This window comes from Gluconobacter oxydans (genome assembly GCF_006539685.1).
In the GTDB taxonomy this organism is placed as follows: Bacteria; Pseudomonadota; Alphaproteobacteria; order Acetobacterales; family Acetobacteraceae; genus Gluconobacter; species Gluconobacter oxydans.
Map to the genome: position 1 here is coordinate 212,414 of NZ_BJNM01000001.1, position 7,115 is coordinate 219,528.

4 protein-coding genes and 1 pseudogene are annotated in these 7,115 nt (G+C 61.6%); 1 reads left to right on the plus strand and 4 read right to left on the minus strand.

Annotated features, from left to right (window positions below; translation table 11 throughout):
- Positions 1-60 precede the first annotated feature (60 nt).
- Positions 61-1,452 (minus strand): NAD-dependent succinate-semialdehyde dehydrogenase, encoded by a 1,392-nt coding sequence (locus GOX01_RS00885; RefSeq protein ID WP_024716546.1) that lies wholly within the window; start codon positions 1,450-1,452, stop codon positions 61-63.
- Positions 1,453-2,023: 571 nt separating this feature from the next.
- Positions 2,024-3,670 carry a phosphoglucomutase (alpha-D-glucose-1,6-bisphosphate-dependent) gene (gene pgm / locus GOX01_RS00890; RefSeq protein ID WP_131973769.1) on the minus strand — a complete coding sequence of 549 codons (1,647 nt, stop codon included), beginning with the start codon at positions 3,668-3,670 and terminating at the stop codon, positions 2,024-2,026.
- 229 nt (positions 3,671-3,899) lie between these two features.
- On the opposite strand from pgm, the gene GOX01_RS00895 reads away from it, so the two are divergent.
- Positions 3,900-5,129 (plus strand): acyl-CoA dehydrogenase family protein, encoded by a 1,230-nt coding sequence (locus GOX01_RS00895; protein ID WP_024716545.1) that lies wholly within the window; start codon positions 3,900-3,902, stop codon positions 5,127-5,129.
- Between the two features lie 96 nt (positions 5,130-5,225).
- On the opposite strand, the gene GOX01_RS00900 is transcribed toward GOX01_RS00895, so the two are convergent.
- Both GOX01_RS00900 and GOX01_RS00905 read right to left on the minus strand, forming a co-directional pair.
- Entirely contained in the window at positions 5,226-6,824 is a 1,599-nt protein-coding gene (locus tag GOX01_RS00900) for an efflux transporter outer membrane subunit (protein WP_062269328.1), read from the minus strand.
- Positions 6,824-7,115, minus strand: a pseudogene (locus tag GOX01_RS00905) (efflux RND transporter periplasmic adaptor subunit); the annotation flags it as partial. The pseudogene GOX01_RS00905 and the gene GOX01_RS00900, both read right to left, overlap by 1 nt.

Genomic DNA, 7,115 nt, shown 5'->3' on the forward strand with positions numbered 1-7,115 from the left:
CGTGATGTGCCAGGGGCGGGATGTGCCGGGAAGGAGTCTCCCGGCACATCCCCGCTGTCCTCAGATCGGGGCGTCGATATCCACGATGTTGATGAGCTTGTGGTTCACGAACTCCTTGATCCCCAGCCCCACCAGCTCGCGGCCATAGCCGGAACGGGCGATGCCGCCGAACGGAAGATCGGCCTTCGGGATCAGGGGATGGTTGATGTAGACCATGCCCGTGCGGATCTTCGACGCCACCCGCGCACCGCGGCTCTCGTCCTTCGTGAAGACCGCACCACCCAGACCATAGGGGGAGTCATTGGCGATGCGGATGGCATCGGCCTCGTCCTTGGCGCGATAGAGCTGTGTGACCGGGCCGAAGAATTCCCAGTGACGGGCTTCATTATTCTCGTGCAGGTTGGTCATCAGCAGCGGCTGGAAGAAGGAACCCTTCGTGGGAACCGGAGCGCCGATGGGTTCGACCGTCGCGCCATGCTTCTTGGCTTCCTCGACCTGCCTGCGCAGATCATCCGCCGCACCCTGCGAGCAGAGCGGGGCAAGCGTGGTGGACGGGTCCATCGGATCACCGGCCTTCAGCTCGGAAACGCCCTTCTTGTAGAGCTCCAGGAAGCGGTCATAGATCGCATCCGCGACAATGATGCGCTTGGCCGAAACGCAGACCTGACCGGCATTCCAGTGGCGGCCCATGACGGCCCATTTCGCGGCCTTCTCAACGTCCGCATCATCCAGCACGATGAAGGCATCGGCGCCGCCGAGTTCCATCGTAGCCTTCTTCAGCGCCTTGCCGGCCGTGCCTGCGATGATGACGCCAGCCCCTTCGGACCCCGTCAGCGCCACGCCGCAGACGCGCGGATCGTTCAGGATCATTTCCGTATGGGGACGGGCAAGATAGAGGTTGCGGAACAGGCCCTTGGGCAGTCCGGCCTCGTTCATCAGGTCCTCGCAGATGGCGGCACACTGCGGCAGGTTGGATGCATGCTTGAGCAGCACGGCATTACCGGCCGAAAGCTGCGGCGCGATGATGCGCACGACCTGATAGAACGGGAAGTTCCAGGGCTCGATGGCCAGCACGATCCCGAGAGGTTCGTGAACCAGCGTAGCCTTGCCCTCGGCCGGATTGGCGACCGGAAGCGTCTCGGGCTTCAGCAGTTCTTCGGCATATTTGGCGTAATATTCAAAGATCTCGGCGGAGAGAATGATCTCCAGTTTCGACTCTGTGAACAGCTTGCCCATTTCCAGCGTGCCGAGGCGGGCGTATTTGTCGATGTCGCGGCGCAGGATGGCAGCGGCGGCATTCATGATCTTTGCCCGCTCGGCAAAGAGGGTGTCGCGCCAGCTTTCGAAAGCCGCATGCGCTTCGGAGAGGGCTGCCTGGACTTCTTCATCCGTTGCGTTGGGGAAGGTCTTGAGGACTTCGCCAGTAAGGGGATTTGTCGTTGCGTAGGCCATTTTTACCTCGTTACCGATTGGGAGAAGGCGACAGGGCGCAGGGCGTCCGGGCGTGAGAGGCTCTGTTTCTGGATTTTATGCTGGAAAAGGACAGTATACGCGGCCCCGGATGGAATAATGGAGCGACGAAGATCATGTCGTGGGGAAAAGTACCCCACGGGATTATGGCCGATCTTCAACATCCATTTCGTCCTTTATCCGGATTGAAAACAGATAGACTGTCGAGAAACAGGTTGTTGTCAAGATATGACACCGAGTGCCAGAAACGGGTATTATCCAAATCGCGGATGATGACCAGAGCGCGAGCATCACATGGGTGTGAGGCTCAGCGGCAGAACCGGGGACCGGGAGGGGGGGCAGGAAATGCAAGACCGCTGAAAATGCGCAGAAAATCCGATCGTCCAGCCATGCGGGATTTTCTCACCGCAGGAGAGGATCGGGTCGCGCCTTCAGAGGGCGCAGGACAGGTTTTCAGAGTCGAAAAGGGGAGTCGCCGGTCTGCGGAGACGCAGGCGCGCGATCAGGCAGGTGTGACCCGGGACATGCGTCATGTCCCGGGGAGAGGCGTGATTTAAGAAGCAAAAACCTTGGAGATGGCGTCCTGCGCTTCCTGCTGGATGGCGCGCAGATGCTCCTCGCTGACGAAGCTTTCGGCGTAGATCTTGTAAACATCTTCCGTGCCGGACGGACGGGCGGCGAACCAGCCGTTCTCGGTCACGACCTTCAGGCCGCCGATCGGCGCGTCATTGCCCGGCGCACGGGTCAGCTTGCTGATGATCTTGTCGCCCGCTAGCGTCTCCAGCGGGAACTGTTCGGGCGTGAGCTTGCTGAGCTTGGCCTTCTGCTCCGGATTGGCGGCGGCGTCGATGCGCTCGTAATAGGGCGTGCCGAGGCGAGCGATGATCTCGTGATAATGGGCGCTCGGGTTCTTGCCGGTCTTGGCCGTAATTTCCGCTGCCAGCAGACCCAGGATCAGGCCATCCTTGTCGGTGGTCCAGACGGTGCCGTCGCGACGCAGGAACGTGGCGCCCGCGCTTTCCTCACCGCCAAAGCCCAGCGAGCCATCCATCAGGCCCGGGACGAACCATTTCAGCCCGACCGGCACTTCAACGAGCTTGCGGCCCATGTCCTTTGCCACGCGGTCAATCAGGCCACTGCTGACGAGCGTCTTGCCAACTCCGAGTTCCGGGCTCCAGTCCGGGCGGTTCCGGAACAGGTAGGAAATCGCCACGGCAAGATAGTGGTTCGGGTTCATCAGCCCGTCGGGCATGGCAACGATGCCGTGACGGTCCGCGTCGGTGTCATTGGCAAAAGCAACGTCGAAACGGTCGCCCATCTCGATCAGACGCGCCATGGCGTAAGGCGAAGAACAGTCCATGCGGATCTGCCCGTCCCAGTCAGCGGTCATGAAGGAGAAGGTCGGGTCCACCACGTCGCTGACGACGGTGGCATTCAGGCCGTAGCGATCAATGATGGGCTTCCAGTAAGCCACGGCAGCCCCGCCCAGTGGATCAATGCCGATCTTCACGCCAGCATCGCGGATCGCCTTCATGTCGATGACCGAGTCCAGATCGTTCACATAAGGCGTGATGAAATCATAGCCCTTGATGCAGGCTTCCTGCCGTGCCTGCTCGTAAGGCAGGCGTTTGACGTCCTTCAGATCGTTGGCGAGGAAGTCATTGGCCATGTCCTGAATGGCCTTGGTGATGGCCGTATCAGCCGGTCCACCATTGGTCGGGTTGTATTTGAACCCACCATCGGACGGCGGATTATGCGACGGCGTGATGACCACACCATCGGCCAGACCCGTGGTGCGGCCTTTGTTGTAGGTCAGGATGGCATGGGAAATGACGGGGGTCGGCGTGTAGCCGCCATTTTCGTCAATCCGGGCGTCGATCCCGTGGGCTGCAAAAACCTCGATGGCGGATTTCTGCGCCGGGCCGGACAGGGCATGGCTGTCCATGCCGATGAAGAGCGGACCGTCGATGCCCTCGGCCTTGCGATGGCGGCAGATGGCTTCGCAGATGGCGAGGATATGGTTTTCATTGAAGCTGGTATGGAACGAAGAGCCCCGGTGGCCGGAAGTGCCGAACGAAACGCGCTGCGTGGCAATCGAAGGGTCGGGCTTGCGGTCATAATAAGCCGCGATCAGGGCGGGAATATCGGTCAGCTGGTCGGAGGGAAGCGTTTTGCCGGCCAGGGGGCTGAGATGGGCCATTACTTCAAAATCCTTGCATTCGCCATTGGGCATTGCCGTCGGTTAACGGCCGTAACGCATGAACGCCCGGTCGGGGCGCGTCGTTCGGGCAGGAAAACTTGTATCCGGGTCGATGTCCAGAGAGGCGCGTCAGTTCTGTGAAGATTGCACCGCGACCAGCCCGGCTGGAACGGACGCCATGCAGGGTGCATGATGGCCCGGCGAAACAGCCAGAAACGGAGACGGACTGATGCGACACTCCTGTGAGAATGTTTTTGGCGGACTGCGCAGTCTTGTGCCGGTCTGCTCCATCCCGCCCGCTCTGGAAGCGTTTTTCCGAACCCTCAGAGACGTGGTCCGATCCGAAATTACCCCCCGTGCTGCGGAAAACGACCGGCTCGGACGCTATCCCCGCGCCTCCATTCAGGCGCTGAAAAACTGCGGCCTGATGAAAGCGCCCCTGTCCATGGCGCTCGGAGGCCTCGGTCTGTCGCAGGCGCTCTCACAGGAGATTTTTCTGGAACTCGGCATGGCGGACCCATCCGTGGCGCAGATTTACAAGGTGCATGACGACGCAGTGCGGGAACTGCTGTCCGTGGCCACGCCGGAAATGTGCCGCCATCTGGCAGAGCGGATCTGTACGGATCAGGCCATGATCGGCATGGCGCTGGCGGAAAACGGAAAGCGGGCGGTCGATTTCGGGCATGTCGTGTCGCGACCCGAAGGCGAAGGCCACCTCATCGACGGCCGCAAGATCTATGCCACAGGTGCCGTGGGCGCGGACCTGCTGCTGGTGTCGTCCTATGACGTGGTCGCGCAGTCGATGCGTCTGGACCTTCTGCCCGCCGGAACGCCGGGCGTAAGCTTCGAGGAAGACTGGAACCGGCTGGGACAGCGGGCAACGGAATCCGGCAGCGTCGTTCTGGACCGTGTCCAGACCAGACCGGAATGGTCGGTACTGACCGCCCGGTCCGCGCCCCAGGTCCATGCGCCCCTGCGCTATCAGAACGGATTTTCGATGATCCTCGTGGGGATCGGACTGGCCGCGCTGGAGGCGGCGGCGGCCTTCGTGCGCGAACACAGCCGCCCCTGGGCGTCTGCCGGGGTGAATGAAGCTGCGGATGATCTTCTGGCCCGTCGCCTGTTCGGAGAGATCGGCGCGGAACTGGCCGCGGCCTGCGCAAGTGCGCGGACAGCAGCCGGACTGCTGGATGTTTTCGAACATGGCGGCTGCTCGCGGACGGATGTGGCCATCCCCGTCTACGCCGCGCGCTCCTCGGCATCCCGGGCCTCCCTGCGGGCAGGATCAGACCTCATGTCAGCCCTCGGTGCGCGCGTAACGGATGCGACGTACGGGTTCGACCGCTACTGGCGCGACGCAAGAACACTCTCGCTGCACGATCCCGTGGAATGGAAACACGAAGAAATCGGCCGCCACCTCCTGACCGGCTGGAACCCCACACCGGGCCTGTACCAGTAGGGGGGATAGTTGGCGGGACTATTTCCCCAAAAAGTCCTGTCGCCCCGGCGTTCCATTGAAAAAAGGAAAGCCGGGTGCGCGGTCTGGTTCAATAAATCAGGGAGTCTGAATCCGGTCTCGGGGCTGAAAACCGGAGGTCTCGGCAGGGAGCGTCAGGTTTTCGAACTGTTCCGGATGCTGGGACGCCGTGACGTCTCCAACCGGTTTCGGGTGGTGCAGGTTGTCGTATTGCAGCGGAGTGATCGAGAGGGTCTGGTCCATGGTCGGCAGATCCTTCACGTTCCAGCCGCCCCCAAGGCTGCGGATCAGGTCCACATCCGCGTGATACAGCCGGGTTGCGACCTCAACCTGATGGATGCGGCTTTCCAGCGTGTTTTCCTGGCTGACGATGGCCTCAAGATAGGTGCCAACACCGCCCTGATAGAGCGTCATGGTCATGTTCTGCGTGGCGAGATTGGCCTTCACCGCCTGCTCCAGCGCCGCGTTTTCCTTCGTCAGACGCTCGGTGAGGGACAGACCGTCCTCCACTTCGCGAAACGCTGACAGAACCTTCATCCGATACGTATCGCGGGTCTCGCGATAGGCCGACCATGTTCTCTGAAGCTCCGCCCGGCGCAGCCCGCCATCGAACAGCGGCATGTGCAGGCTCGCTCCATAGGTCCACAGCGAGTTGGCAAGATTGGCCAGATCAAACCCGTTGGCTTCAAACCCGCCATTCAGCCTGAGCGCGATATGCGGATAGAACGCCGCACGCGCAATGCCGATCTCCCGGTTGGCCTGCGCCATTTCACGCTCGGACGCCGCAATGTCCGGGCGACGCTGAAGCAGGGTTGAAGGCACGTTCGTCGGGATCGTCGGCTGGATGAAATGGAATTCCGGACTGGCAGGAATATGGAAGCTCGACGGCGACGTATTGGTCAGCACCGCGATCGCATGTTCCATGACCTGCCGCGCCGCCTGAATATCCAGCCGTGCAGCCTGCGTGGTGTAGAGCTGCGCCTGCGCCCGCGCCAGATCAAGGCGAGGGGCCGCCTGGTTCTGGACCTGATTTTCCGTAATCCTGACGGCACGCTCATAATACCCGATGGACTGCTCATAAATCGCATCCTGCGCGTCATAACCGCGCAGCTGGATATAATCGCGGGCCAGTTCGGCCTGCGTGCTCAGACGCGCCATGGCGAAATCGGCGGCACGCTGCTGGGCAAACTGCTTCTGCGCCCGCACGCGGTTGCGGATGGACGACCAGAAATCAGGCTCCCACGACACCAGCCCCCCATAATCCTCGCTGGTCTGCGTCAGGGTTGCGCCATTGCGGAACAGCCGGTCGGCGGACTGCTTGTTGTCCGAAGCTCCCGCATCCAGACTGGCATGGGGCAGCAGTTCGGACCGTGCTGCCACAACGAGCGAGCGCGCCTGAATGAAGCGTTCGGCTGCCGCCTGGATATCGCCGTTATCAGCCGTGGCCCGCGCTTCAAGATTATTCAGCAGCGGGTCCTGAAACATGGTCCACCAGTCAGCAGGCAGGGCCGTATCCGCAGGCGTCGCCACGGCAAAAGGCGCCTGTCCCTGCCAGCTTGAGGGGACGACAAAGTTCGGGGTTTTGTAAGTCGGGGCCAGATCGCAGGCCGAGAGGCTGATCAGCGCAAGGGCTGATCCACCGGTGAGGACGAGGCGTCGGAAGGTGGCTGGGATCATCATTCGTCCCCGTCATTGTCGGAGGAGTCCGCGTCGGACGCGAAGCCGCTTTCATTATAGCCCCGCGCCGGGGTCACGACATGCACCACATCGCCTTCCAGCAGGTCGGCAGGCGGATTGTTGATGAGCCGGTCGGTAGGCTTGAGACCGCTCAGGATTTCCGTCGAGCTGTCCGCCATGCGCCCAACCTGCACATTGACGTAATGGACATGGCTGGTGGCATCCACGACCGCGACCTGCATGCCCTTTTCCTCGAAAACGAGGCTGCCGCTCGGGATTTCATACAGATGG

Coding starts and splice junctions, on each gene's coding strand:
- GOX01_RS00885 (WP_024716546.1), bottom strand. CDS start 1,452: ATGGCCTACGCAACGACAAATCCCCTTACTGGCGAAGTCCTCAAGACC.
- pgm (WP_131973769.1), bottom strand. CDS start 3,670: ATGGCCCATCTCAGCCCCCTGGCCGGCAAAACGCTTCCCTCCGACCAG.
- GOX01_RS00900 (WP_062269328.1), bottom strand. CDS start 6,824: ATGATCCCAGCCACCTTCCGACGCCTCGTCCTCACCGGTGGATCAGCC.
- GOX01_RS00895 (WP_024716545.1), top strand. CDS start 3,900: ATGCGACACTCCTGTGAGAATGTTTTTGGCGGACTGCGCAGTCTTGTG.